We start from the raw sequence: 26,355 nt of genomic DNA, 5'->3' as shown, positions 1-26,355 counted from the left end.
AAATTCAGGCACCATTAAAATAAGGAATCACGAATTCGGTCGCCCGCTAAATTGTTATACGTTAAATGCAACATGTCGGTCAAATTGATTCCGCAACTCAAATAGCTGAATAAGAATAAATCTTTTGCGAGTTGGAGAAACGGCTTCGGATATTTGGTCAACGTCCGAACATCTAAATCCGCCAAACGTTTCATATCGTCTTTGGATAGGGCCCGTTTAGCAGTCGTTTCCCTGAATTTGCTGACTTTGAATATTTCGAACGGATAGTTGTTCTTCTTAACCAGATTGTCCGCGACGGCTTGGTTATAGAGCGCACGCAACGAACGGAAACGAATGCCAATGGAATTGTCGGAATAATGCGCTTTCGTTCTCAGCCATGTTTCGAGTTTTTTCAAAAATTCCGTATCAATGTCGATGAAATAGAAGTCCAGTGAGCCGAAACAACGTATCATCGCTGTTTGCGAATGAACGAATGTCATGGCATTTCCGATACGATTTTCCTGACGCTGACGCTCGATATGTTCGGACAGATATTCACCTACGGCGACTTTGTTGGATGCCTTGTCTACGAGCGTATGTAACGTATAGTCCCGTTCGCTGGCTTTAAAGTCGACTATCTGATCTTCATACTCCCTGATTTTCTGTTCGACCAGTGCGATGATTTTCTCCCTGTTAGGACAATGGCGGCGCGGACGACCTTTCTTTGCATCCCAATATTGAGCGTTAAGGGATAAATGCAGACTGATGTACTTTAACTTGCGGTTTTTTGTCAGGCGGAGCATTAATGGATGTTCTCCGTTAGCGAGTGTCTTTGAGGTAAATAGCACTGCTGAAACTGATGTGTTCATGCCGATTTTCGGTTTAAACACTGGTTTAAACAAATGGGGTAATTCGTCCCGAAATCCACCCGCAACAACAATAAAAAACGGCCTGTCGTTTCCGACAAGCCGTTTGCAATCAGTGACTCCGACAGGATTCAAACCTGTAACCTCTTGATCCGTAGTCAAGTGCTCTATTCAGTTAAGCTACGGAGCCTTCCCTTATTGCGAGTGCAAAGATAAGTAAAAAATCGTTTCTTCCAAATAAAAACGGGCGGAATCGTGCAAAATAGTTCGATCGGGGCCAGGATTTCTGTCCGTCTCACGTTCTGTTGCCCCTGCAGTCGCGGAATATGGATGTTTTGAACCGAGTCATCGCACTGTTTTCATGCAAGAGGGAAAATGTCTTACGTTCCTTTTCCGATTCGTAAGCATAGATTTACGGTTTGCCAGAATGTCCATTGCGGATTCGGATGGCGTATTATGCGGTCTGGCCTCGGATTCGTCGCGTGCTATGTTCGAGAAGCCGGAATTCGTCCCGATGTCGGTCGTGGTATCTTTCGTCGCGGTACGCTCCGCCGGATGGGAAGCGTACTTCCCGGTCTGCCCCGTAGGCTTTACGGGAACGATCTTATTGGAATGTCGATCGGGGTGGCCGTCGGTTGCGGACGCCGTCCGCCGATGGGGAGGCATGGAAGCAGCGTACCTCTTCATGAACGACTCATTCCCCGACTTGCGGAAAACTGGCGATCGTTGCGCCGGGTCTCTTATATGGAGCTTGTGGGCTCTGTTGCGGCGGAACGGCCGAAGCTGCCGTGACCACCGCAATTCGTCGGCCGGCTGTTTTTCGCAGGATTGGCGTGCGGTCGGCGAGGGAAGTTTCCTTCACGATACGGTCCGAAAGCCTCGTTTCTTATTTACCCTTGATCCGGTCGGGGTGGGACGAAATGAACTCTGCCCAGCTCTTGCTGCCCGTGCGGCCTCCCCCGAGGGCCTTCTTGCGCGGCGACGGATCGATCCGGCCGATGACCGAGCACTGGAAATGGTGGCATACGGCGACGGCCAGCCCGTCCGTCGCGTCGAGATGCGACGGCAGTTCGGTCATATGGAGCATGCTTTTGAGCAGGGAAGCTACCTGTTCCTTCGAGGCCGACCCTCGTCCCGTGATCGCCTGCTTGACCCGGCGGGGCGCGTATTCCGAGACGGGCAGCCCCCGGCTCAGCGCGGCGGCCATAGCGACTCCCTGCGCCCGTCCGAGTTTGAGCATGCTCTGCACGTTCGCGCCGAAAAAGGGCGATTCGAGCGCCGCCTCGTCGGGCCGGTAGGTGTCGATCAGTTGACAGACGCGTTCGAATATGTGCTGCAGCTTACGATACGGATCGCCAATCCGGTGCAGGTCGATGTCGCCCAGTACGACCAAATGCAGCGTATTCCCCTCGCTTCGGACGATGCCGTAGCCCGTCCGGTTCGTGCCCGGGTCGATTCCCAGAATGACTTTGCCGTCCATCGGATGATTTCCTTATGCCGTCTCCGGCTACTGCTCCGCTTCGCCGAGCCGTTCGCGGAGCTTGGCCAGCTCCTTCTCCAGTTGGCGGACCTTGTAGCTCAGGTCGGGGAGGTTGCGGAAAACGGCATGCGAACGGTGGTACTTGATACCCGGCATGGCGGGGCTTCCCATGTAGGTTTCTCCTTCGGGAATGCTGTTCGATACGCCCGATTTCGAGGCGATCTTGACCCGGTCGCCGACGGTCAGATGCCCGGCGATGCCGACCTGCCCTCCGAACATGCAGTTCGCGCCGACCTTGGACGATCCGGCCACGCCGACCTGCGAGGCGGCGACGGTGTTTTCGCCTACGGTCACGTTATGGCCGATCTGAATCAGGTTGTCGAGCTTGACGCCCCGGCGGATGACCGTCGAACCCATTGTCGCCCGGTCGATGCAGGTGTTGGCGCCTATTTCGACATCGCTCTCGATGCGGACGTTGCCGATTTGCGGAATCTTGTGATACGCACCCTTGTCGTCCGGAGCGAAGCCGAATCCGTCGGCTCCGATCACCGATCCGGCGTGGATCGTCACGTTGTCGCCGATCTCGCACTGCTCGTAAATCTTGACGCCGGGGAACAACTGTACGTTATCGCCCAGACGGACGTTGTCGCCCACGTAGACATGAGGATATATCTGGCAGTTTTTCCCGAGGCGGACGTTCGCGCCGATCACCGCGAACTCGCCCACGTAGGTTTCGTCGCCCAGCGTGGCCGATGCATCGATCGCCGCGAGCGGGCTGACGCCCTTTTTCCGGGGCTTGTTCGCTACGTACAGTTCGAGCAGCTTCGCGAAGCACGAGTAGGCGTCGTCGACGCGGATCATCGTCGCCGCGACCGGAGCCGTAGGCTCGAACGAACGGTTGACGATCACGATCGTCGCTTTCGTATCGTAGATATAATGCTCGTATTTCGGGTTGGCCAGAAAAGCGAGCGCGCCTGCTTCTCCTTCTTCGATTTTTGCGAGTTTCGTGACGACGGCCTTCGGGTCGCCCGCGATCTCTCCGCCGAGGTAGCCGGCGATCAGTTCTGCGGTAAATTCCATATCGTTGGTTCGGTTGATTGTTCTGTTCGGCTTACAGGTAGTTTTTAATATCGATGTTTTCGGGCATCAGCGGGGTCGGATCGCCTCCGAAGGTGACCAGCTCGCGGATGACGCTCGACGAGATGGCGACGTACCTGGCCGGGGTGAACAGCAGCACGGTCTTGATCTCGGGAAAGAGCGTCTGATTGACCTGCATGATGTTTCGCTCGTACTCGAAATCGACCGTGTTGCGCAGGCCGCGCAGGATCGTGTCTATACCCAGCTGGCGGCATACCTTGCCGGTCAGCTCGTTGTAGATGACCACCTCGATGCGCGAGTCGTTTCGGTACAGGTCTCGGATCAGCCGGGCGCGGTTCTCGGGCGTCAGCAGGCCTCTCTTTTCGGTGTTGACGCCGACGGCGATGACGATCCGCTCGAACAGTTCGAGTCCCTGATCGACTACGATCTTGTGTCCCAGCGTGAAAGGATCGAACGATCCCGGAAACAGCGCGGTTCGGTTCATGACGTTCCTTTTGGTTTGCGTTTCGCTGAGGCGAAGGTATAAAAAACGCGGCAGATAAAAAACTCGGGCGTCCGAAAGACAGCTTCGTTCGCTGCGAAGAGCGTATATCGAGTCGGGTCCGGAGCTTGCATGATATTCGTTCGGTCGGATCAGTCGCTGCGCTTTCTTTTTTTTCTGGAAAAGGATGTCGGCCTTTCGCAGGACGACGGATCGGAGCTCGGGTGTCCGCGTGAAGGATTGCGGCCGAGCGATTCTCTGCGATTTAGCATTTCCCTACCGTGGCGGATGACTTCCCCTCTGCTGTAACCTGTTTCCGCATGCGCTGTCTCCCGAATCCCCCGTATATGACGGTTCCGTTCGACATTCCGAATGCGCTTGCGGATGGGGCCGGTGGAACCGATCCGCATAACGGGGGCGTGTTCTGCGATTCGCTTTCGGAACGGAGGGTAACGATGGTTTGCCGAATTGGAATATTTGCCGGCATTCGGTTTATTGTCTGACGCATCGGACAGGTAGGGCGTACCGGTTGGCCAATAATTCCACGATCGTGGTTCGGTCACGGAAAAGGTGGCCTTTCATCGCATAGCATGGAGTACCGGACCGGATGTATCCTTCTCCTTTCCAGTAATAACGGGCCATGCCCGTTCCGTATGTGCCGTACAGTACGCCTCCACCCGGCATGATCAGTTTGCCTTCTGCATATTTGTAAACGAATACGCCGTTCATCTCGCCGTAATTGTAATCGTATGGCTGACTAAAATCCACGGTGCCGCTCAGCGATTCGATCTCGTCTTTGGTCGGCAAACGCCATGTCCCGGCTGGATCCGCCAAGCCGCAGGGATCGCTGTCGTCATCGTAAGGCATATCCTTCCATTGAATCGTTACCTGGTCCGGGTTATACGCTATGTTTTGATACATCCATGCTTTCGGATCGTCGGACGGTAGTCCGTAAATGCTGTTGAACCGGAAAAACAGCCCGAAGTCGGTCGGCGATCCGATCGCGAACCGGCTATCCTTGAGCACGATGTTGCCGCGGGCCCACGTCGTCTGTCCGTCGGTATACATCGATCGTTGGACAACGCTCTGGCGGCAGTCGGTTCCGGAGACGAATATTTTCCACTCGCGATCATCGGTGCTCGTATTGGCCGGAACGGTAAACGAGACGACCGGGTCGTATTTCGATCCGGTCAATGTCGGGGAATCCCCTTCGCTTTTGAGTTCTGTGACGAAACGGTCCGGATCGCTCTCGCAAGCGACGACCAGATCGAACGTGTCGTAGGGAACGTTCCCTTCAGGGTGATGCCATTTGTACAGAGCGTATTCGCTCAGGTTCGTTTTGTCGTTGTGACAGCGGGAAAACAGAGTTTCCACGAACAGAAAAAGACATGCTGCGGAAAGATTAGGTTTTTCATAATAGTTGGAATTAGTTGGGATCGAAGAATCGGAGTGATAGTGTTTGCGTATCCGTGTCCTATTATCGAATATATGTGAATTTTAGGAATTTCATTGACGAAACCGTTTTTTCTGAATGGGGCTTTGATCGGCAATCCGAGAATCGTTCCGATTTCTTTCGTGATCCTTCGACGACCAACGCTCGGCAATGGAGTCGGGCGACGCCTTAATCGATCGGACTCGATCCCGAGGCCCGGTCGTTGTAATCGTTCATAACGAGCGGACCGTTCGACCAGACGGTCGAACGGTCCGCTCGGTTCATTTTCTCGTCTGCTTAGTTCAGCTTGGCGAACAGCTTGCGCAGGCTGACCTCCTCGCCGATCATCGCGGGCAGGTCGGCTATGGCCACGCGCTGCTGCTCCATCGAGTCGCGGTGGCGGACCGTGACGGTCCGGTCCTCGAGCGTCTGATGGTCGACCGTGATGCAGAACGGCGTGCCGATCGCGTCCTGACGGCGGTAGCGCTTGCCGATGCTGTCCTTTTCGTCGTACTGCACGTTGTGGTCGGCCTTCAGCGCGTGCATCAGCTCGCGGGCCACCTCGGGCAGTCCGTCCTTCTTGACCAGCGGCAGCACGGCGGCCTTGACGGGAGCCAAAGCCGGCGGGAAATGCATCACCAGCCGGGTGTCGCCGCCCTCGAGCGTCTGCTCCTCGTACGAAGCCGACAGTACCTGAAGCACCATGCGGTCGACGCCGATCGATGTCTCGACGACGTAGGGCACATAGCTTTCGCCCGTTTCGGTGTCGAAGTACTGTATCTTTTTGCCGGAGAACTTCTGGTGGTTGCCCAGATCGAAGTCCGTCCGCGAATGGATGCCCTCGACCTCCTTGAAGCCGAACGGGAACTCGTATTCGATGTCGGTCGCCGCATTGGCGTAGTGGGCCAGCTTGTCGTGGTCGTGGAAGCGGTAGTGCTCGTCGCCGAATCCGAGCGCGCGATGCCATTTCATGCGGGTCTGGCGCCAATGGTCGAACCAGCGCAGCTCGTCGCCCGGACGGACGAAGAACTGCATCTCCATCTGCTCGAACTCGCGCATGCGGAAGATGAACTGCCGCGCGACGATCTCGTTGCGGAACGCCTTGCCGATCTGCGCGATGCCGAACGGAATCTTCATCCGGCCGGTCTTCTGTACGTTCAGGAAGTTGACGAAAATGCCCTGAGCCGTTTCGGGGCGCAGGTAGATCGTATTGGCTCCTTCGCTGACCGAGCCGATCTTCGTCTCGAACATCAGGTTGAACTGGCGCACTTCGGTCCAGTTGCGCGTGCCCGAGATCGGGCAGACGATGCCGCTGTCGACGATGATCTGCCGCAGCTCGTCGAGGTCGTTGTCGTTGAGGGCCTTCACCATCCGCTCGTGCGCCTCGTCGCGCTTGGCCTTATGCTCGGCCACGCGGGGATTGGTCGCCAGAAACTTGGCCTCGTCGAACGAATCGCCGAACTTCTTGCGAGCCTTTTCGACCTCCTTGGCGATCTTTTCGTCCTGCTTGGCGATGAAGTCTTCGATCAGCACGTCCGCACGGTAGCGCTTCTTCGAGTCGCGGTTGTCAATCAGCGGGTCGTTGAACGCGCCCACATGGCCCGACGCTTCCCAGATGCGCGGGTGCATGAAGATCGCCGAGTCGATACCCACGATGTTGTCGTTGAGCTTCGTCATCGCGTCCCACCAGTAGCGCTTGATATTGTTCTTGAGCTCGACGCCCAGCTGTCCGTAGTCGTATACGGCGCTCAGGCCGTCGTAGATTTCGCTCGACGGGAATATGAACCCGTATTCCTTGCTGTGAGCGACCAGTTTCTTGAAGAGTTCTTCCTGTGTCATATCGTTCGGTTTGCTTTCGTTTTTTGCTCGTTTTACGGGAGCGCGTCCCCCGCGATCTCCAGTCCTCCGTCGGCCGTTTCGCGCAGCGGAAACAGCTTCGTCCGCTCATCGGGCGTCCGGTTGGGCTGGTGGATGCTCAGCAGCAGCCTGCCGTCGAACGTGCGCAGGATCATGCCGTGCCCTCCGTCGCGCCGAAAGATCGGCTGCGGAAATTGTTCCCACGGTCCGCCGATGTCGCCGCTCCGCGAGCGGGCCAGCCCGATGGCGTAGCCCTCGTCGGTGAACGACGACCAAAGCATCAGCAGCTCGCCCCGGCTGTTGCGCAGCAGGAACGGCCCGTCGGTGACGTACAGTTTTTCTCCGGGGACGTGCGAGCGGACCCATGGCGCCTCGGACGCCTTGAACAGCGTGACCGGCTTTCCCGCCGGGCCGCTCAGGTCTTTTTTGAGCCGGACGGCTTCGACCGTGCCGTTGCCGATCTGCGTCCACTCATGGCAGAAAACCATCCATGGCCGTCCTTGTCGGTCCACATGCAGCGTTCCGTCGAGCGAGTTCCAGTCTTCGGGCGTAACGCGCCCTTTGCTGTGCTCCCTGTAAGGTCCTCTCGGCGTGTCGGCCTCGAATATGGCTGTGCCGAGCAGGCTGTCGGCCTTGCCGCGTATCGTCGCGAACAGATAGTATTTGTCCCGATAGGCATGGCATTCGGCCGCCCAGAAATTGTTCCCGCCCCAGAAGCCTTCGTCCGGAACGAAAGCGGGGTAGGGGCCCGTCCACTCTTTCAGGTCGCGGCTCGCATAGCAGTAAAACCCTTTGGAACGGTACGAAACGTCGGCTTGGTTGGTCCCGAACAGGTAATACGTGCTGTCGCCTGCGACGGGCAGGATATACGGGTCGCGGATATGAATCCCGGCGAGCGGCACGGCCCGTTCCGCCGGCTGTTGGGCCGGTAGCTCTTGCACCGACAGAAAGGCGGCGGCAAAATACAGGGCGAGGCGATTCGATATTTTTTTGTTCGGACCGTTCATAAGCATATAAGGGTCGAAAATCGTTGCGGCGCCGGGAGGCGTTCGGCTCCGACGGCCATTGTCCGTCATGGCGTTCGCGCGACGCAGATGCAAAGATAGGTTTTTTTCTTAACTTTGCGTGCGAACGCCGGAAAGGCGGCGAGGAAATTATGGGGCGGATTCTGGCGATCGACTACGGGGCGAAGCGGACGGGACTGGCGGTGACCGACCCGTTGCGGATCATTGCCGGGGCGCTCGATACGGTGCCTACTGCCGCGCTGCTCGATTACGTGAAACGCTATGTGGTCGCCGAGGGCGTCGATCTGATCGTCGTGGGCATGCCCCGGCAGATGAGCGGGGCTCCGTCGGCGAGCTATTCGCAGATACGCCCGTTGGTCGAGCGTCTCCGGAAGGAGTTGCCCGGGGTGCGCGTCGAGCTGTTCGACGAGCGTTTCACCTCCGTGCTGGCCCAACGGGCCATTATCGAGGGCGGCGTGCCCAAGAGCCGCCGTCGCCATGACAAGGGCTTGGTCGACCGCGTCAGCGCGACGATCATCCTGCAGGGGTACATGGAGTCGGCCGAAAGGTTCCGGGCGGACGGCCCGGTATCAGGAAAAGAGTAAAAGGAAGATACGCGACTATGTTTTTACCGATTTATATCTACGGGTCGCCGGTTCTGCGCAACGAGTCGGTCGACATTACGAAGGATTATCCCGATTTGGATCGCTTTCTGGCGGATTTGTGGGAGACGATGTACGAGGCCGACGGGGTGGGGCTCGCCGCTCCGCAGGTCGGCCGCAACATCCGCGTGTTCGTTGTCGACGCGTCGGTCAATGCCGACGAGGACCCGCGTCTGGCCGGGTTTCGCAAGACCTTCATCAATGCCCGGATTTACGAGCGTTCCGGCGAGGAGGTGCTCTACGGCGAGGGTTGCCTGAGCCTGCCCCGCTTGAACGAGGACGTGAGCCGGCCGGAAAGGATACGCATCCGCTATGTGGACGAGCATTTTGTCGAACACGACGAGGAGTACGACGGCTTCGCGGCCCGGGTGATTCAGCACGAGTACGATCACCTGGACGGCAAGCTGTTCGTCGATCGTCTCTCTCCGTTGCGCAAGACGCTGATCAAGGGCAAGCTGGCCGCCATGGCCAAAGGCAAGTACAAGGCTGCCTACAAGACGAAGCTGGTTCGCAAGTAGCTCGTTTCCGGTCGTTTTATGATCTCTCTTTCGTGATCGTGCGTTTCCGTCGGAGGCGCGCTTCTTTCCGTTTGGCCAGGCTGTCGCTCGAAAGGTGTATTCCTGTTGGGGAAGTCCGGCGGTTTTCATGCCGGTTTCGGCCATGAAGGGGGCCCGGTCCGGATAGTCTTTCCCGGGGAAGATATTCGGAACCTCCGTGTATCGCTTCCGGTTTGCATGGCCGCTTATGCGTTCGGCCGATTCTTTCGTCTGGATAACATGTTGCCGGTGAAGTCGGAGGTTCGGCCCGTCTTCTTTGCCCCGGCCGGTTACGGGCGGCACGATTTTCACGATCCGGTCACCTCTCCGATACCCCGGGCGCGGGTTATGCTCCGCATTCCTTGTCCGCCCTCGATTTCATCGGCCGGCCGCATGGCGTGTGCGACGGAAACCCTGCATGTGGAGAAGTGTGGTATTCTGTGGAAATGTGTGGAGCGCGCAGTGTGGAAAACCAGCGGATGCTCAGCCTGTTTCTACGGCCTTCGTGTTTCGCGGACTCCCGAGCGGGCTGCGCGGGTTCGTCTTGCCCGAAAACAAAAAGGAGGGAGCCGTCGCGGCTGCCTCCTTCTGCGGGACTTGCATCCCTAAACTACTAACCCAAACTTAAATAAATGAAGAAACCTTGTTGCTTGTCCACTTTACTTTCTAAAGCGTATATTTCAAACTCTGTGCCAAATTTCGTGCGACTTGTTTCGCGTCGTCGCTTTCTGCTTTCGGAATACTTCAAATACCGTGCCGAAAATCCGATCTTCCGTTTTGCCGTTTCCGAAAACCGTGCATGGCGGAACGCCTTTCGATTGTGAGTACTGCAAAGTCCATGCCAAAAAACAAGCGGCGGAACGTCTTCCGTCCGCCGCTTATCGAATAAGACCGTCTTGTTTGTTATCTGGAACTCTCTTACGAAACGGGAGAGTGAGCCGTATTATTGTTTTCGTGCCGTTTTATCTTTGTGCTCCAGCGAGCGGCAGATCGCTTGGTTGATCTCGCGTACTTTGGTTTCGTCGATCTTGATCTTTTTCCGGTCGTAGGTCATCAGTCCGTTCACTTCGATTTCCACGTCGCTCGTCTGCGTGTAGACGCCGGCCGAGAATCCGCGCGGGATCATGTCGAGCAGCATGCCCGTGTAGCGGAGATAGGCTTCCGTCACTTCCGCCGGTGTCTTGAACTGGACGTATCCCCAGTTGCGGTCCGGTTCCCACAGATGCCCCTCGGCCGCCATGCCGATTCCTCCGTATTCGCCGAGCACAGTCGCGCGCTTCGCGTCGTAAAGATACATTTCGGGGTCCGGGTAGTGGTGCAGGTCGAGCATGTCGCCGCAGGGGTAGTGATTGCCTCCGCTGGCCGGATTCACCAGACGGGTCGGATCGTGCGTCTTGGTCCATTGCGCGATCTCTGCGGTTTCGAACTGGCCCCACGCCTCGTTGAACGGAACCCAAACGCCGATGCACGGATTTGAGTAGAGATAGTCCATGATTTCCTGCCATTCCTTGCGGAAGTCGGCTTCTGATTCCGGCGACCGCTGCCATTCGGCTCCGTCGAAATATTGTTCCATCTGCCATTGCGGTCCGCCCGTGCTGCTGGGCATGTCCTGCCAGACGATGATTCCGTGCCGGTCGCAGTGTGTGTACCAGCGGGCCGGCTCGACTTTGACGTGCTTGCGGATCATGTTGAATCCCCATTGCTTGGTCTTGATTACGTCGTATTCGAGCGCCTCGTCCGTCGGGGCCGTGTAAAGTCCGTCGGGCCACCAGCCCTGATCGAGCGGTCCGAACATGAACAGGTCGCGGTTATTGAGCTGCAGCCGGACGATGCCGTCCGCATCGCGGGCCGTCGAAAATTTGCGCATGGCCGCGTAGCTTTTCACCTCGTCGACCGTTTCCTTGCCGGATTTGAGCGTTACCCGCAGGTCGTACAGGAAAGGCGAGTCGGGACTCCACAGTTTCATATCGGCCGGCATGGCCGCTTCGGCCGCCACGCCCGGCAGGGCCACGGCGGTAGCGACCGTCCGCTCGCCGTCCATGACCGTCACTTCGATCCGGTCGTTCGGCTCCGCATCGGGCACGTCGGCTTCGATGCGCAGCGTGCGGCGGTCGATGTCGGGCGTCGTCCGCAGCCCGGCGATGTATCGTTGCGGAACCGGTTCGAGCCAGACCGTCTGCCAGATCCCGCTGACCGGCGTGTACCAGATTCCGCCGGGGGCGGACGTCTGCTTGCCGCGCGGCTGCTCACCCCGCTCGGTCGGGTCCCAGACCCGGACCTTCAGCGTGTTTTCCCCTTTCCTGTGCAGCGCGGCCGTTATGTCGAACGTGAACGGAGTGTAGCCGCCCGTGTGGCTGCCTACCTGCACGTCGTTGACCCAGACGTCGGCTTTCCAGTCTACGGCGCCGAAGTGGAGCAGTATCCGGTCGCCGCTCCAGTCGGTCGGGACGACGAACGTGCGGGCGTACCACAGCTCGTTTTCGGCTCCGAGCCGCTTGCCTACGCCCGACAGGCTCGACTCGACGGCGAACGGTACGAGAATTTGGCCGTCGTAGGCTCCGGCAGGCGTTCCGGCCGGGACGATCGAGTAATTCCACAGTCCGTTCAGATTTTTCCATCGCGCTCTTTCCGCCAGAGGGCGCGGGTATTCGTTCAGCGGGCAGGCCGGGTCGACCTTTTCGGCCCATGGCGTTTTGATCTTGTCCCCGGCCGGCTGCCATTGGGCGGAGCCGGACGAGCCCAGCAGCAGTGCGGCTGCGGCAAGCAACGATTTTTTATTCATATCGGCAGAGTTTGTTAGGTTCCAGTCAAAAATAACGAATAAGGCTTGAAAAACCAAGCATTTCGGACAGACCGACCGGGCAAAAGCGCCTGTGTCAGATCAGCAGCACGGTGGCCGCCGTGACGGCTACGCCTGCCGCCGCACCGGCCCCGACCTGAGCGAGACTGTGGCTGCCCAGTTGCAGGCGGGAGCTGCCGAGCGCGCCCGTCAGAACGGTCAGGACGATGAGCGCAGTCCGAAACTGCGCCAGTCCCGTGTAATTCATCACGATCATCATACCCAGCAGGCCGCCTGCCGCTGTCATGTGGAGACTGATTTTCCAGTAGAGGTTGACGACGAACGCGATCACTACGCAGCAGAGCGCCGCGATCAGAAACCGGTCGACCAGAAAAGCGACCGTCATTTGCCGAAACGACAGAATGCACAGCATATAGCAGACGGCTACGATACCCATCGGCAGCATGCGCTGTCTCTGATTTTGCAGCCTGAGGTCGGACAGACCGCCGAACAGTTTCAGTACGGCCAGCGAGAAGGCCGGAAGTATCAGCGTGTTGAGCAGGATGACCGCTGCGATGAACCAGCGGGCCTCGGCCGGCAGATTGGACATGACGGTCGGGCCGAACAGCAGGAGCAGCGCGGCGATCGTCGGAACGATCAGAGGGTGCAGAGCGTAGGATATCGCCCGGCTGAGGCGGTCGTATGGATTTTTCATGGACAAGCGTGTTTCAGGCGGCCTAAGTTAAGGAAAAAATCCGGATTGTCGCTCGGGTCTTTTATTTCGTCGTAGAGGGCGGCCTTTGCGCCTTACGATCCCGTTTCGTTGCGGCATACCTGCAAGAACCGGCCCGAAAGGTTCCGTCCTTCAGGCGCGTCGGTACGCGCGTTTACCGTAGGGTACGCTCTCGAGTCTCGGCTCTGCCCGGATCGGGATTCCGTAAATCGGGACCGTGTGTTGCAAAACTGCGTATGGCGAAAAAGGAGTGCGGATCGCGCCGTTCTGGGCCATGGTGAATTTCCGAGGGCGGGCCCCGGCCGATACGGAGCCGAGCCTCGGTCTGCTTCCGCGTGCTGTTCGCCCGCATGGCTCGCCGCGCGGACGGCGACCGCTATAGCTGCTTGCGGAGCCGAGCGACCGGAATGCCGAGCATTTCGCGGTACTTGGCCACCGTGCGCCGGGCGATGTGGTAGCCTTTGGCGTTGAGGATATCCATCAGCACCTCGTCCGTCAGCGGCTTGCGCTTGTCCTCCTTGTCGATGCACTCCGAGAGGAGGTTCTTGATCTCGTACGACGACACTTCCTCGCCGCTGTCGGTCTGCATCGCCTCCGAGAACAGCCGCTTGAGCGGTATGATTCCGAATTGCGTCTGCACGTACTTGCTGTTCACCACGCGCGAGATCGTCGATACGTCGAGATTCGTCGCGTCGGCGATGTCCTTGAGGATCATCGGGCGCAACTTCGACTGGTCGCCGTCGATGAAGTACTCGCGCTGATAGTCCAGTATGGCCTGCATCGTATGCATCAGCGTGTCGTGGCGCTGCTTGATCGCCGAAATGAACCATTTGGCCGAGTCGATCTTGTTCTTGACGAACTGGATCGCCTCGCGGTCGGCCTCGGTACTCTGCCCGCCCCGGGTGGCCATCTCGCGGATCATCTCGACGTAGCGCCGGTTGACTTTGATGTCGGGGATGTTCGACGAGTTGAGGCTCAGCTCGAAGATGCCGTTCTGATAGTCGAGCGTAAAGTCCGGTATGATATAGGGCTGGTTGTCGTTCTTCCCGTCGCTGTACAGGTTGCCGGGTTTGGGCGACAGGCGGACGATCTCCTCGATCGCGTCCCGGAACTCGTCCTCGCCGACGCTCAGCCGCGACATCAGCTTTTCGTAATGCTTCTTCGTGAACTCGTCGAAATAGTTGGTCAGTATTTTCATGGCCAGTTTCTGTGCCTCGCTGTGCTGGGGCATGGCATGCATCTGGAGCAGCAGGCATTCCTGCAGATTACGCGACCCGACGCCCGTGGGCTCCAGTTCGTGGATGACTTTCAGTACGCTTTCCAGCTCCTGCTCGGTCGTCTCGATTCCGAGGCTGAACGCGATATCGTCCGCGATCGAGCTCAGGCTGCGCCGCAGGTACCCGTCGTCGTCGATGCTGCCGATCAGGTATTGCCCGAGGGTCATCTCGCGCGGAGAGAGGTTCTTGAAGCCGAGCTGCTCGATCAGGTTCTCGTGGAACGACATTCCCTCGGTCAGGTAGACGGGGCGTTTCTGGTCGTCCTTCGAATAATTGTTGGCGTGATATTTGTACCGCGGCGTATCGTCCTCGGCGAAGTATTCCTCGACGGAAACCTCTTTGGTTTGCTGCTCGTCGTTTTCCTCGGTGGCTTCTTCCTCCAGTACGGGGTTTTCCTCGATCTCCTGCTTGACGCGCTGTTCGAGCTGAACGGCGGGCAACTCCAGCAGTTTGATCATCTGGATCTGCTGCGGCGATAGTTTCTGCAGCAGTTTCTGTACCTGGCGTTGGTTGATGTTAGACATATTTCATAGCGGTTAAATAAATTATGGTATGCTCGGTTCGTATAGGACAAAGATACGCATAATCTATTTGACAAAAGCCCCCGTGAAAGGGGACTTTGTGTCGTGATAAGTCGTAAGTGATAGCGATCTTTCGCCTGCGGATCGCACAATCGGACAACGCTTAGAATTCGGCGCTTTTCGGCGTGCGGGGGAACGGAATCACGTCGCGTATGTTGGCCATGCCCGTGACGAACAGCAGCAGCCGCTCGAATCCGAGCCCGAAGCCGCTGTGCGGCGCGCTGCCCCATCGTCTCGTGTCGAGGTACCACCAGATGTCCTTTTGCGGAATGCCCAGCTCGTCGACCCGGGCCCGCAGCTTGTCGAGATTCTCCTCGCGCTGCGAACCGCCGATGATCTCCCCGATCTTCGGGAACAGCACGTCCATGGCGCGTACCGTCTTGCCGTCTTCGTTCTGCTTCATGTAGAACGCCTTGATCTCTTTCGGGTAGTTGATCAGGATAACCGGCTTCTTGAAGTGGCGCTCGACCAGATAACGTTCGTGCTCGCTCTGCAGGTCGAGGCCCCAGCTGACCGGGAACTCGAACTTCTCGCCGCTTTTCTCGAGGATTTCGATCCCTTCGGTATAGTCCAGCCGCACGAAATCGTTCTCGACGACGAAACGAAGTCGCTCGAGCAATTCTCCGTCGTACATCTTGGCCAGAAACGCCAGATCGTCCGCGCAGTTTTCGAGCGCGTACCGGATCAGGTACTTGAGGAAGTCCTCGGCCAGCTCCATGTTGTCTTCCAGCTCATAGAACGCCATTTCGGGCTCGATCATCCAGAATTCGGCCAAATGTCGGGGCGTATTCGAGTTTTCGGCCCGGAACGTCGGCCCGAACGTGTAGATCTGCGACAGCGCCAGCGCGCCGAGCTCTCCCTCGAGCTGGCCCGACACGGTCAGGTTGCAGGGTTTGCCGAAGAAATCCTGCGCATAGTCTACCTCTCCTGCGTCGTTCTTCGGCACGTTGTTCAGGTCGAGCGTCGTGACCTGAAACATGGCGCCGGCGCCCTCGGCGTCGCTGCCCGTGATCAGCGGAGTGTGGAGATAGAAGAATCCCCTGTCGTTGAAATACTTGTGTATCGCGTAGGCCATGGCGTGGCGGATGCGCAGTACGGCTCCGAACGTGTTCGTGCGCGGGCGCAAGTAGGCGATCTCGCGCAGGAACTCGAGCGTATGTCCTTTTTTCTGCAACGGATAGGTTTCCGGGTCGGCGGTCCCGTACAGCTCGATGCGCTCGGCCTGTACCTCGACGGGCTGCCCCGAACCGAGCGACTCGACCAGACGGCCCTCGACCTTTATGCATGATCCGGTCGTAATCTTTTTGAGCAGGCTGTCGTCGAATCGGGCGACATCGGCCACGATCTGAATGTTGTGAATGATCGAACCGTCGTTGACGGCGATGAAGGCCACGTTCTTATTTCCCCGTTTGGTCCGTACCCATCCTTTGACGACCACGTCCGTTCCCGGCGCCGTCGATCGGAGCAACTCCGCGATTTTCGTTCTGCTGTCTGGCATATTTCGTCTTTTAGTAGTTTGCGCGTCATCCGTTTCCTGCATCGTGATAATGAGGCTTGCCTTTGTCACGGCACCGAAAGCGGTTCTGAACGCAAATATCGTAAATTTAATTCAAAAGTCGTCTTCCCGGGTTCCGAAAATGGCTGCCGACGGGCGGTCCGGCCGGGTATCGGTTTTCTTTTACTTGCCGGCGGTGCGACAACGAAAGCGCCCGAATCCGGTCGGTTCGGGCGCTTGGATAAAACTGGATAAGAAGCGGCGAATCAGTTGCTGCCGCCGTATTCGTCCGAATATTCCCCGATAGTGACTTTGGTCTTGGGGTTGCACAGTTTCGGGTTGTTCTCTCCGAGAAGCTCGATATCGATCGGGTACTGTCCCGCTACATCGCTCGCCAGATAGATCGTCAGCTTCCCTTGGGCGACGGGATTCCGGGTCGAGCATTCCGGATTATAATAGAAAGGAACGGTGGTCTTCGTGTTGATCCGTAACTCGTTCTTGTCGGAAGACGTGTACATTTCGTACATCGACTTGCCGTAGAGTATCTCTGTCGAAATCGTGTAGTGCGAGGCTTTGATCGCATCGTACGTCTGGTCGCCGGAGAGCTGTACGATCCGGTAGGTTCCGTTCCAGTCCGAGCTCAGGTTGCTGGCCGATTGCGTCGTGGCCATTCCGCTCATCGTGACGGCCCACTGGTTCGTGCTCGTCAGGCTGACTATATAGCTGGTGGAGGTCATGCTTACCGAGGCGCTTCCGTCGACTATTTTGTATTTCGTTTCGCTGGGGAACTCGATGTTCCAGCGGGCCCCCGGTTCGGTCAGCGTAGCGTATCCGTTCGTTTTGATTATCAGGTCGCCCATACGCGTATAGTCGTTTTTCATGTGAGGGGCCCGGCCGTTGTACTGAAGGGTATAGCGGCCGTCCGTCTCGTTGTAGCTGAGGATCGTTCCCGGAGCGAACAGCGTGTCCCTGACTCCCTGAGGGGCGGCCTCGTAGTCGCCGTTTCCCTCGACGATCAGCGTATTGAGCCGGAATGCGACGTCGAAAGGATCGAGCGAGAACACGCTTTGGTTCATCGTGTTGATGTAAAGGGAATAGTAGGGAAGCGTCGACGGGGCGCTGGTTCCTTCGTAGTCCTTCAGACAAGAGGAAAACAGGGCGGCGCACCCGGCCATCAGAAGCAATAGCTTTTTCATGTTTTGCGGTTTATTGTTCATTTGATTTTTGCGGTTTGTCATTCATTCGGTCGAAAGCTTGCGCGCGTTTCGCGACGCAAAAGGATAACGTATTCCTTATAGATGTTATTGCGGTCCGAAACGTTGCATCCGTAAAACCTCCCGTTGGCGGGCTTCGCGGCGTCTTTGCCGGGAGCCTCGCTTCCGAGGCGGAAACCGAAAGCAGACCTCTGCAAAGCTACGTACTAATTTGCTAATATTGAAATAATGGGGCATATTTGCCGGAAACGACGCTTGCCGATTCGGGAAAGAGGCTTTCGGTCCCTGTTTTGCGGAGTCGTTGCGGCCATGTCATTATCATGCGGGTATGAAGAAAAAGTATAGCAAGCTTTCCGAGTCTCAGAGGACGGCTTTGCAGGCTCAGGGGTGCACGTCCGACTCGTGGGACTCGATCGAGGTGGGGGACGGCTTCCGGACCGATTTCGTCCGGGACGCTCATTTCGGCGGAAAGGTCCGGCTCGGCGCCAACGGTACGCCGGTCGAGTTGCCGGGAGGCGTGGTCCGCCGCAGCGGCATATACCGTGCGGCGCTTCACGACTGTACGGTGGGCGACGGCGTGCTGATCGCCAACGTCGGACGCTATATGGCCCGGTATGACGTGGAAGACGGCGCGGTGATCGAGAACGTCGGGCAGATCATCTGCGACGGGCGTTCGTCGTTCGGGAACGGGGTCGAGGTCGCGACGATCAACGAAGCTGGGGGGCGCGAGGTCCCGATATACGACGGCTTGACGGCCCAGATCGCTTACGTGCTGGCCATGTACCGCCACCGGACTCGGACCGTCGAGCGGCTGCGCGGCCTGATCGCCCGGTACGCTGAGAGCCGGACGGCATCGCGCGGCGCGATCGGCCGGGGCAGCTCGGTGGTCAACACGCTGTCGCTGCTGAACGTCTCGGTCGGAGAGGGCGCTTCGATCGACGGAGCCGCGTCGCTCTGCAACGGAACGTTGAACAGCACGTTCGAGTCCCCCTCGAGGATCGGATCGGGCGTGACGGCGAGCGACTTCGTCATCGCTTGCTCGGCTACGGTCGATACCGGATCGATGCTGCGCCGCTGTTTCGTCGGCGAGGGCGTGGTGATCGAGAACGGATTCTCGGCCGAGAACTCGCTCTTTTTTGCGAACAGCCATCTCAATCACGGCGAGGCGTGCGCCGTTTTCGCCGGGCCGTATACCGTTTCGCATCATCGTTCGACGCTGCTGATCGCCGGATACTTCTCGTTTTTCAATGCCGGTAGCGGAGCCAACCAGAGCAATCACATGTACAAGTCGGGACCCGTACATCAGGGGGTTCACCTGCGGGGATGCAAGTTCGGCAGCGACGCCTATGTGCTGTTGCCCGCTTCGACCGGCGCGTTCACGATCGTGACCGGCCGTCACTACAATCATCACGATACCGAACGGATGCCATTTTCGTATCTGGTCGAGGAGGCCGGCGACTCGGTATTGCTGCCCGCCGTCAATATCCGCAGTTGCGGAACGGCCCGCGACATCGATAAATGGCCCCGGCGCGACCGCCGACGGGGAGTCGCGCACGACCTGATCCGTTACGATATGATGAATCCCTATACGGCCGGCCGGGTGCTCGACGCCATAGGCGAGTGCGAGGCGCTGATCGGGCGCCATCCTACCGCCGAAGCCGTTACGTGGAACCGGGTGAAGATCAAGACTCCCTCGCTCCGCAAGGGACTCGTGCTCTACCGGCAGGCCCTTCGCTCCTATCTGGCCGGACTGCTGGGCGAAGGGATGGCCGATGCCCGGCCGGATGCGTCGCTCCGGCAGTGGGTCGATCTGGCCGGCCTGATCGCGCCCCGCAGCCGTGTCGAGGCGCTGCTCGACCGGATAGACCGGGGCGAGATCGACGATCTGAACCGTCTGGAAGAGGCTTTCCGCGAGATCGACCGACGCTACGAGGCCGACGCGCGCCGTTGGGCGCTGTACGCCCTGTCCGTACTGCTCGGCAAGCCGGAAGAAAGCATCGGCTCGGACGATATCGGGGAGCTCGTCCGTCAGGGAGCCGACGACCGCCGTGCGCTGGAGGCGGCCGTCGGGCAGGATGCCTTGCGCGACCGGGCTCCCGTCATGGCTACCGGCTACGGCATCGATGCGCCCGAACAGCGCGAGGCCGATTTCTGTGCCGTCCGGGGCGAGCGGTAGCCGGTCGCAGGTGTTCGTTCCGACGGGGACGGCGTCGGGTTAGCGGATTCCGTTCGGGGCGTTTCCGTGCCGTTTTGCTTGGCCGGCTTGTGCGCGGCTTCCCTTGCGGAAAACCGTATGGGTCAATCTGAAGTCAGTATAAGATTGAGTATAGTAGCTATCGTGGGGCGCCCGAACGTTGGCAAGAGCACGCTGTTCGACCGCTTGGTCGGCATGCGCGCGTGGTTTCCATCATGCGGTTTCCGGACGCGCTGCGCGGGGTGCTCTCGGTTTTCGGAAAGCGTCGGCAGGGCGGCTGAGCGGACCGGTTTTTACAGAAAAATTACCTATCTTTGACCCATGCGGGGAACCGCAGGGGTCAATCTGAAGTCAATAGAAGATGAGTATAGTAGCTATCGTGGGCCGTCCGAACGTCGGCAAGAGCACGCTGTTCAACCGCTTGGTCGGCATGCGCAAGGCGATCGTGAACGATACGGCCGGTACGACGCGCGACCGCCATTACGGCAAGACCGACTGGAACGGCCGCGAGTTTTCGGTGATCGATACGGGCGGATACGCGCTGGGCGGAGAGGATATTTTCGAGGAGGAAATCCGCAAGCAGGTGGTGCTGGCCGTCGAGGAGGCCGACGTGATTCTGTTTTTGGTCGAAGTGTCGACCGGGATCACCGATCTGGACATGGCGGTGGCCGATCTGCTGCGCCGTACGTCGAAGAAAGTGATTCTCGTCGTCAACAAGGTGGACAACAATAACCTGGTGTACGGCTCGCACGAGTTCTATGCGCTCGGTCTGGGCGATCCCTACTGCATTTCGTCGATCAGCGGCAGCGGGACGGGGGATCTGATGGATGCCGTCGTAGCCGCGCTGCCGCCCGACACGGAGGCCGAGCAGACGGACGATCTGCCCAAGTTCGCGATCGTAGGCCGTCCGAACGTCGGCAAGTCCTCGCTGACGAACGCTTTGCTGGACCGCGAGCGCAACATCGTGACGCCGATCGCCGGGACGACGCGCGACTCGATCCTGACGCGCTACAACAAGTTCGGCATGGACTTCTATCTGATCGACACGGCCGGCTTGCGCAAGAAAACCAAAGTGACCGACGATCTGGAGTTCTATTCCGTGCTGCGCTCGATCCGTTCGATCGAGTCGTCCGACGTCTGCATCCTGATGATCGACGCGTCGGCCGGAGTGGAGGCTCAGGACATGAACATCTTCCGCCTGATCGAGCGGAACAAGAAAGGTTGCGTGATCGTCATCAACAAGTGGGACTTGGTCGAAAAGGGCAGCAACACGATGAAGGAGTATGCCGAGAGCATCCGTCGCCGCATCGCTCCGTTCGACGACGTGCCGATCGTCTTCACGTCGGTGCTGAACAAGCAGCGTATCCTGGACGTGCTGCAGACGGCCATGAACGTCTATTACGCCCGCATCCGCCGGATTCCGACTTCGGCGCTGAACGAGTATCTGCTGCCGATCATCGAGCAGACGCCTCCGCCGTCGACCAAGGGCAAGTACATCCGCATCAAGTATGTCACTCAACTGGCTTCCCCGACTCCGGCTTTCGCGTTCTTCGTCAATTTGCCGCAGTATATCAAGGAGGGATACCGTCGCTTTTTGGAGAACAAGATCCGCGAGCGGTGGGACTTCAAGGGAGTGCCGATTCAGATTTTCTTCCGCCAGAAGTAGCGCCCGCTCCCGGGGCTTGCGGCATTGCCGTTGTCGTGCTTTACGTCTCGGGAGCGGCGGACTGCGGAGAGCATAAATAGAAAAACAGAAACGCAAGGATTCCGATTCGCTATACCATGAAAAGAACCGTTTGCCTGTCCGTGCTGAGCCTGCTGGGGTTCGGTGCGCTCGGTGCCCAGAATGCGCCCGAAGGCTTTTGGACCGATCCGTCGGTCGCCTCGGAGGGCAAGGCCGACTCCCGGCCCGAATTCGTCAGCTATTCGACCCGCGAGCAGGCCGAGACCGGCGATCCCTCCCGGTCCCCCCATTACGTGTCCCTCGAGGGCAAGTGGCGGGTGCGCCATTCGACGATGGCCTCGGGAGGAGAGCGCGACTTCTATCTGCCCTCTTTCTCGGCCGCCCTGTGGCAGCAGACCGAGTTGCCGAACACGGCTCCCGTGGCGGGAGCCTCGCCGCTCGAAGGGCTCGTGCCGCCACAACTGCCTGCCGAGATTCCGCTGGTGCAGTACCGCGCCCAGATCGAGATTCCTTACCTGTGGCTCGACCGCGACCTGTTCCTGCATGTCGAGGGGGTGGGAGGGGGCTATTCGCTCTATGTGAACGGACGGCGGATCGGCTACGCGAACGACACCCGTACACCCGCCGAATTTCCGATTTCCCCGGCCGTGACAGACGGCGTGAATACGATTGCTATCGAGGTGTACGGCTTCTCGGCGGGCAACTGGATGGAAACGCTGATTCCGCAGACGGCCGCCGGCACGCTCGGCAAGATTTACCTTTACTCTCAGCCGAAGTTGCGGATCGAGGATTTCGTCGTCGAGACGAGTCCCGATTCGGCTCGGGTGCACGGCAATGTCGACTTCGCCGTGGTGATGTCGAACTCTTACCGCAGCGCCGAGAAAGTCACGCTCGGTTACGACATTTATTCGCCGGCCGGCAAGCTGCTGACGTACAACCTCGTCGAGCGGGAGATTCCCGGCGAGAGCACCGACACGATCCGTTGTCACGAACTTCTCTACCATGTGATGAAATCGGCCTGGACGCCCGACGCTCCGACGCTGTACGAACTGATGCTCTATACGCGCCGCGACGGGCGTATCATCGAGTATATCCCGTTGCGGTTCGGGTTCAAGGATGTGGAGCTGCGCGACGGGGAGCTGTGGATCAACGGCAGCAGGGCGTCGCTGGCGGCGGCCGACTACGATGCGGCCCCGGACGCCGCTGCGACCGAGCGGGAACTGAGGGCGCTGAAGAAAGGAGGATTCAACACGGTTTGCGTCAGCTATCCGCAGCCGGCTTGGTTCTACGGCCTGTGCGACCGCGTGGGCTGTTATGTGATCGATCAGGCCAACGTCAACGCCGGATACCGGACGGACGATCCGAATGTCGGCGGCTCGGTGGCTAATGCGCCGGATTTCCTGCCTCAGTTCATCGATCGGGTGTCCGCCATGCAGGGACGAAGCAAGAATCACACGTCGGTCGTCGCACTGTCGCTCGGCGGTCGTTGCGGCAACGGGTATAACCTCTACAAGGCTTACCAGTGGCTCAAGGCAGCCGATTCGCTGCATCTGGTCACCTACCGCGACGCGCAGGGGCAGTGGAACTCCGATTTCGATTTTCCTGCCACCCGTGACGGACGGACCTACCTGAACTCGGCCGCCGCTCAGAAGCAGCCGGCCGCCAAACCCAAGGGCAAAGCCTCCGCGCACCGCCGATGAAAGTCGATCTGATCGTCGTCGGCAAGACCGACCAGGCCGAAGTGCGCTCGCTCGTGGCGGCTTACCTGAAGCGCTTGAATTTCTATACGAAGGTGACGCTTACGGAACTGCCCGACCTGAAGAATACCCGGAGCCTGTCGGCCGAAAGCCAGAAGCGGCAGGAGGGCGAGGCGCTGTTGCGGCAGTTCGGCGAGGGCGACTATGTCGTGCTGCTCGACGAAAAAGGAGCCCAGCTGCGCTCGGTCGATTTCGCGCTGTGGCTGCAAAAGCGGATGAACAGCGGATTGCGCAGGCTCTGTTTCGTGATAGGCGGTCCTTACGGTTTCTCGCCGAAAGTGTACGAGCGGGCCGACGGTCGGTTGTCGCTTTCGGCTATGACCTTTTCCCATCAGATCGTGCGCGCCCTTTTCGCCGAGCAGCTTTACCGGGCCTTTACGATTATCCGCAACGAGCCCTATCATCACGAATAGTTCGCTGTCGTTTTGCAGAACCGGCTTTGTGCCCGACTGGAGCGCGTGATTTGTTTCCTGCGGGCCGGAAAGGCGTGCCGAATTACGATTGCCGGGCAGCGGATGTCCGGTCGAGCCGTTGAGCCGGGACGTCTCCGAAGAAAGACGCCGGCGGGACTGCTCCTCTCCCCCCCCTTTAAACGTTGCTGGTACCGTCGCCTTCCCCTTCGGACAAGGCGTTCTTGCCGGCATCTTTCCGGATGAAGAGCCATTTGTAAGGATTTTATGACCTCCCTCCTCGGTTTTTGGACGTACGGCATCCGATATTGTTCACGGTCCGGGTATCCCGAAGTTGCGGGGGGGAAGGCGGAATCGTCGCCGGGAAAGTTTTCGCTCCGGTTCTGCACGGAACGAGGAGAAGCCTTTCTTAGGCTTCTTCTCGTTCATGCTCTTGCCGCTTCAGCCGAGCTTTTACCGGTACGGCCGCCGGCCGTAGCCGTTCGATGGTTCGCGCTCGTGTCAACCGATCGCCTGTCGTCCCAACTTGTCGAGCGCCGCGTCGATACGCCGGAGCGTTTCCTCCTTGCCGATGATCTCGCAGATGTCGAAGATGCTCGGGCCGGAGCCGGCTCCGACGAGCGTCAGCCGCAGCGAGTTCATCACCTGTCCCATCGGATACTCTCGGGCCACGATCCAGTCGTGCACGATCCGCTCGGCGTTTTCCTTCGTGAAGTCGTCGATGCCGGCGATCACTTCCTTCAGCGCGGCGATCCGGGCCGGGTTCTCTCCTTTCCAGAATTTGGCAACGCCTTTCTCCTCGTACTCTTCGGGCGCTTTGAACAAGAACCACGACAGGTTCCACAGCTCCTGAGGGAACGTGGCGCGCTCCTTGATCAGCGCTACGGCCTTTTCGGCCCGATCCTTTCCCGCTTCGATTCCCTTTTCCTTCAGCACGGGCATCAGTATTCCGGCCAGTTCGGCATCGCTTTTCGCGTGCAGGTACTGTGCGTTGAACCAGCGGGCTTTTTCGGGGTTGAACCGGGCGCCGCTTTTGCTGACCCGTTCGAGCGAGAAAGCTCCGATCAGTTCGTCCATCGAGAAGATCTCCTGTTCCGTTCCGGGGTTCCAGCCCAGCAGCGCCAGCATGTTGACGAACGCTTCGGGAAAATAGCCGTCCTCGCGGTATCCGTGCGCCGTTTCGCCGTCGGGCGACACCCAGCGCAGCGGGAAGACCGGGAAGCCCATCTTGTCGCCGTCGCGCTTGCTGAGCTTGCCGCCTCCGGTCGGCTTGAGCAGCAACGGCAGGTGGGCGAACTCGGGCTGCGAGTCGCTCCAGCCGAAAGCCCGGTAGAGCAGGTAGTGCAGCGGCAGCGACGGCAGCCACTCTTCGCCCCGGATCACATGCGATATCTCCATCAGGTGATCGTCGACGATATTGGCCAGATGATACGTCGGAAGCGCGTCGGCCGACTTGTAGAGCACTTTGTCGTCCAGCATCGACGTGTTGACCGTCACGTCGCCCCGGATCAGGTCGTGCATATGCACCTGCTCGTTTTCGGGCATCATGAAGCGTACGACCCACGGTTCGCCGGCTTCCATTCTCCGGCGCACTTCCTCGGCCGGCAGCGCGAGCGACGTGGCCAGCCGGCCCCGTACCTCGTGGTTATAGGCAAACGTCTGGCCCCGCGATTCGGCCTCGGCCCGGATCGAGGCGAGCTCCTCCTGCGTGTCGAACGCATAGTAGGCGTGACCCGATTCGACGAGTTGCTGTGCGTATTTCAGATAGATTTCGCGGCGCTCGCTCTGCCGATACGGGGCGTGCGGTCCTCCTTCGGCGACCCCCTCGTCGATGCGTATCCCGCACCATGCGAGCGAGTCGAGGATATATTTCTCCGCTCCCGGCACGAACCGCTGCGAATCGGTGTCTTCGATGCGGAGGATGAAGTCTCCGCCGTGCTGGCGGGCGAACAGGTAGTTGTACAGCGCCGTACGGACGCCGCCCATGTGCAGCGGGCCCGTCGGACTGGGCGCGAATCGTACTCTGACTTTTCGTTCCATGTGAGTTCTTTTCCGTTTATTTCGTAATGTATTCCAGCCGCATCGTGATGCTGGCTTTTTTGTTCTTCGAGGCCGAATTATAGTTGCCGCCGGCCGACAGCGCCTCGTTCGAGTTGGCTCCGGTAATCTGGAATACGCCCATGCGGCCGTTCGCGAGCCGGCCGAGCGACGACGAGGCGTTGCGGGCGATGATCTCGGCCCGGGCACGCGCGTCGGCCGTCGCCTCTTCGATCAGCTCGAGCTTCAGGTCCGACAGCTTCGTGTAGAAATACTCCGGTTGTTCGGCGTCCATCCGGACCCCTTGGGCGATCAGCGACGAGATTTCGCGCGATACGCTTTCGACGGCCTCCACGTCGGTCGACTCGATGCGGAACTCCTGCCGCAGCTCATACCCCGTGAAGCGGTCGCCTACGTACCGGCCGTCCTGATAGACCGGCTCGGTCTGTCGGTTCACGTTGACGAACATGAACAGTACGGCACTGTCGGCGATTCCCCTGCTGCGAAGATATTCCTGCACCTTGCGCTTGTTGGCTTCCAATGCGGCATAACCGCTTTCGATCGCCGGAGCCTGCTCGACGATCCAGCCTTTCCATACGATCAGATCCGACGTGAACTGGCGCTCGCCCAGTCCGGTTACGACGATCCGGTTCTGCGAGCGGTATTTGTGCTTGTAGGCTCCGCCCAGGACGGCGGCCGTCAGAATAGCGCACAGACCGATGACGGCTGCGCTCCAGATGTTCTGTTTCATTTCTCGATCTTCTCTTTTTCGTTTTCCGGATGCCGTAGCGGAACCGCT

20 protein-coding genes, 1 tRNA gene and 1 pseudogene are annotated in these 26,355 nt (G+C 58.9%); 7 read left to right on the top strand and 15 right to left on the bottom strand.

All coding sequences use genetic code 11. From position 1 onward, the window contains the following. Nucleotides 1-14: 14 nt before the first annotated feature. The 8 genes from NQ491_RS03240 to NQ491_RS03205 form a co-directional block, all read right to left on the bottom strand. A complete protein-coding gene (locus NQ491_RS03240; protein ID WP_074431099.1) occupies nt 15-848 on the bottom strand; it encodes a site-specific integrase in 834 nt (277 codons plus the stop codon). A 113-nt stretch (nt 849-961) separates the two neighbouring features. Further along, nucleotides 962-1,035: transfer RNA gene (locus tag NQ491_RS03235), tRNA-Arg, on the bottom strand. Between the two features lie 696 nt (nt 1,036-1,731). Beyond that, on the bottom strand, nt 1,732-2,325 hold the full coding sequence (gene ruvC / locus NQ491_RS03230; protein WP_019244759.1) for a crossover junction endodeoxyribonuclease RuvC: 594 nt from the start codon (nt 2,323-2,325) through the stop codon (nt 1,732-1,734). Between the two features lie 27 nt (nt 2,326-2,352). Next, nucleotides 2,353-3,405 carry a UDP-3-O-(3-hydroxymyristoyl)glucosamine N-acyltransferase gene (gene lpxD / locus NQ491_RS03225; RefSeq protein ID WP_019244760.1) on the bottom strand — a complete coding sequence of 351 codons (1,053 nt, stop codon included), beginning with the start codon at nt 3,403-3,405 and terminating at the stop codon, nt 2,353-2,355. A gap of 31 nt (nt 3,406-3,436) precedes the next feature. Beyond that, nucleotides 3,437-3,907: a pantetheine-phosphate adenylyltransferase gene (gene coaD / locus NQ491_RS03220; protein WP_019244761.1), complete on the bottom strand. Its 471-nt coding sequence runs from the start codon at nt 3,905-3,907 to the stop codon at nt 3,437-3,439. A gap of 489 nt (nt 3,908-4,396) precedes the next feature. Further along, complete coding sequence (locus NQ491_RS03215) at nt 4,397-5,278, bottom strand: hypothetical protein (RefSeq protein ID WP_020424319.1); 882 nt, start codon at nt 5,276-5,278, stop codon at nt 4,397-4,399. A gap of 355 nt (nt 5,279-5,633) precedes the next feature. Further along, a complete protein-coding gene (locus tag NQ491_RS03210) occupies nt 5,634-7,175 on the bottom strand; it encodes a glycine--tRNA ligase (RefSeq protein ID WP_019244763.1) in 1,542 nt (513 codons plus the stop codon). Between the two features lie 32 nt (nt 7,176-7,207). Further along, complete coding sequence (locus tag NQ491_RS03205; protein WP_019244764.1) at nt 7,208-8,200, bottom strand: glycoside hydrolase family 43 protein; 993 nt, start codon at nt 8,198-8,200, stop codon at nt 7,208-7,210. A 149-nt stretch (nt 8,201-8,349) separates the two neighbouring features. Here NQ491_RS03205 and ruvX point away from each other — a divergent pair, with 149 nt between their 5' ends. Continuing rightward, nucleotides 8,350-8,802 (top strand): Holliday junction resolvase RuvX, encoded by a 453-nt coding sequence (gene ruvX / locus NQ491_RS03200; protein WP_051012963.1) that lies wholly within the window; start codon nt 8,350-8,352, stop codon nt 8,800-8,802. Nucleotides 8,803-8,819: 17 nt separating this feature from the next. Further along, nucleotides 8,820-9,377 carry a peptide deformylase gene (gene def, locus NQ491_RS03195; protein ID WP_019244766.1) on the top strand — a complete coding sequence of 186 codons (558 nt, stop codon included), beginning with the start codon at nt 8,820-8,822 and terminating at the stop codon, nt 9,375-9,377. A gap of 961 nt (nt 9,378-10,338) precedes the next feature. On the opposite strand, the gene NQ491_RS03190 is transcribed toward def, so the two are convergent. From NQ491_RS03190 to NQ491_RS03170, 5 genes are all read right to left on the bottom strand, one after another. Continuing rightward, nucleotides 10,339-12,177: a glycoside hydrolase family 2 protein gene (locus tag NQ491_RS03190; protein WP_019244767.1), complete on the bottom strand. Its 1,839-nt coding sequence runs from the start codon at nt 12,175-12,177 to the stop codon at nt 10,339-10,341. Between the two features lie 94 nt (nt 12,178-12,271). After that, a complete protein-coding gene (locus NQ491_RS03185; RefSeq protein WP_034282499.1) occupies nt 12,272-12,889 on the bottom strand; it encodes a hypothetical protein in 618 nt (205 codons plus the stop codon). A gap of 394 nt (nt 12,890-13,283) precedes the next feature. After that, nucleotides 13,284-14,708 (bottom strand): RNA polymerase factor sigma-54, encoded by a 1,425-nt coding sequence (gene rpoN, locus NQ491_RS03180; protein WP_019244769.1) that lies wholly within the window; start codon nt 14,706-14,708, stop codon nt 13,284-13,286. Nucleotides 14,709-14,868: 160 nt separating this feature from the next. Next, nucleotides 14,869-16,263: an asparagine--tRNA ligase gene (asnS, locus tag NQ491_RS03175; RefSeq protein WP_019244770.1), complete on the bottom strand. Its 1,395-nt coding sequence runs from the start codon at nt 16,261-16,263 to the stop codon at nt 14,869-14,871. A 263-nt stretch (nt 16,264-16,526) separates the two neighbouring features. After that, nucleotides 16,527-17,456, bottom strand: a complete 930-nt coding sequence (locus NQ491_RS03170; RefSeq protein WP_147524904.1) for a hypothetical protein — start codon at nt 17,454-17,456, stop codon at nt 16,527-16,529. Nucleotides 17,457-17,802: 346 nt separating this feature from the next. Here NQ491_RS03170 and NQ491_RS03165 point away from each other — a divergent pair, with 346 nt between their 5' ends. The 5 genes and pseudogenes from NQ491_RS03165 to rlmH all read left to right on the top strand — a co-directional run bounded on the left by NQ491_RS03165 (nt 17,803) and on the right by rlmH (nt 23,522). Continuing rightward, nucleotides 17,803-19,650 (top strand): DUF4954 family protein, encoded by a 1,848-nt coding sequence (locus NQ491_RS03165; protein WP_019244773.1) that lies wholly within the window; start codon nt 17,803-17,805, stop codon nt 19,648-19,650. Between the two features lie 117 nt (nt 19,651-19,767). Beyond that, nucleotides 19,768-19,869, top strand: a pseudogene (locus NQ491_RS11280) (GTPase); the annotation flags it as partial. A gap of 160 nt (nt 19,870-20,029) precedes the next feature. After that, complete coding sequence (der, locus tag NQ491_RS03160) at nt 20,030-21,334, top strand: ribosome biogenesis GTPase Der (protein ID WP_019244774.1); 1,305 nt, start codon at nt 20,030-20,032, stop codon at nt 21,332-21,334. 116 nt (nt 21,335-21,450) lie between these two features. After that, nucleotides 21,451-23,052 (top strand): glycoside hydrolase family 2, encoded by a 1,602-nt coding sequence (locus NQ491_RS03155; protein WP_019244775.1) that lies wholly within the window; start codon nt 21,451-21,453, stop codon nt 23,050-23,052. Beyond that, nucleotides 23,049-23,522, top strand: a complete 474-nt coding sequence (rlmH, locus tag NQ491_RS03150; protein WP_019244776.1) for a 23S rRNA (pseudouridine(1915)-N(3))-methyltransferase RlmH — start codon at nt 23,049-23,051, stop codon at nt 23,520-23,522. Before NQ491_RS03155 ends, rlmH begins: the two co-directional genes overlap by 4 nt. 498 nt (nt 23,523-24,020) lie before the next feature. Here rlmH and gltX read toward each other — a convergent pair whose 3' ends face one another. Both gltX and NQ491_RS03140 read right to left on the bottom strand, forming a co-directional pair. Then, a complete protein-coding gene (gltX, locus tag NQ491_RS03145; RefSeq protein WP_026089483.1) occupies nt 24,021-25,559 on the bottom strand; it encodes a glutamate--tRNA ligase in 1,539 nt (512 codons plus the stop codon). 16 nt (nt 25,560-25,575) lie between these two features. Further along, entirely contained in the window at nt 25,576-26,307 is a 732-nt protein-coding gene (locus NQ491_RS03140; protein WP_019244778.1) for an SIMPL domain-containing protein, read from the bottom strand. Between the last annotated feature and the right edge of the window lie 48 nt (nt 26,308-26,355).

The organism is Alistipes ihumii AP11, assembly GCF_025144665.1.
Classification (GTDB): domain Bacteria; phylum Bacteroidota; class Bacteroidia; order Bacteroidales; family Rikenellaceae; genus Alistipes_A; species Alistipes_A ihumii.
The sequence above is the reverse complement of the archived record's forward strand: the minus strand, read 5'-3'. Positions and strand labels throughout refer to the sequence as shown.